Raw genomic sequence first — 806 nt, 5'->3', positions numbered from 1 at the left:
CTGCCGTCGTGCGAGGTCAGCGACAGGAAGCGGCTGACCTTGCGGATCTCATCGACGGTGACGACTGTCTTGAAACTCTTGGTCTTGTCGTTCAACGGCCGGGTCAGATGCAGCACGGAAGGATGCGCCCCGGTTGCGATCTGGCGGAACAGCGACGACGCCGGATCGGGAGCGGCAAGGCTTTCCGGCGCGTTCGCAAAATCCGGGTGCTTCAACAGATGATGCGCAAGGTGGAAGGCGAGCGTCGCCTTGCCGATGCCGACCGGTCCGGAGAAGATCAGTGCATGAGGCAGCTTGCCCGCCCGATAGGCAGCGGTGAGCACGCCCGCAGCCTGGCCGTGCCCGACCAGAAGGGGCGTTTCGGAGGGCTCCGGCACGCCGTCGAGCGTGTCGTGCTGCTCGGGTGCAATGCGCTCGAAGATCATGCCGGCGTTGCCTGCCTGTCGCGTGCCGGCGTTCTCGCCGCCAGTGCCGCGAACACCGCCGCGGTGACGACGTTCTCGACCGCGTCGGGCTCGGCGGCTGCGTCGATGACGATGCAGCGCTCCGGCTCGGCCTTGGCGATCGCCAGAAACGCCTCGCGGCGGGCCTGATGGATCGCCAGCGTCTCCTTTTCGAAGCGGTCGGCGACTGCCTCGGTGCCGCGCCGCAGCGTTGCGCGCCTCAGGCCTTCCGCCGGATCGATGTCGAAGATCAGCGTCATGTCCGGCATCATGCCGTTGATGGCGACCTGCTCCAGCGCATCCATGAACGCCGGATCGATGCCGCCTGTGACGCCCTGGTAGACGCGTGAGGAATCGAGGAAG

At 66.6% G+C, this 806-nt stretch carries 2 pseudogenes; both read right to left on the bottom strand.

Features of this window, described 5'->3' with window-relative positions:
* Nucleotides 1-425, bottom strand: a pseudogene (locus tag EN893_RS36155) (DNA polymerase III subunit delta'); the annotation flags it as partial.
* Nucleotides 422-806 (bottom strand): annotated as a pseudogene (locus tag EN893_RS36150) (thymidylate kinase); the annotation flags it as partial. The pseudogenes EN893_RS36150 and EN893_RS36155, both read right to left, overlap by 4 nt.

Origin of the sequence: Mesorhizobium sp. M7A.F.Ca.CA.004.04.2.1 (assembly GCF_004022825.1) — a bacterium.
GTDB lineage: Bacteria > Pseudomonadota > Alphaproteobacteria > Rhizobiales > Rhizobiaceae > Mesorhizobium.
This window is presented reverse-complemented; position numbering and strand designations above follow the sequence as displayed.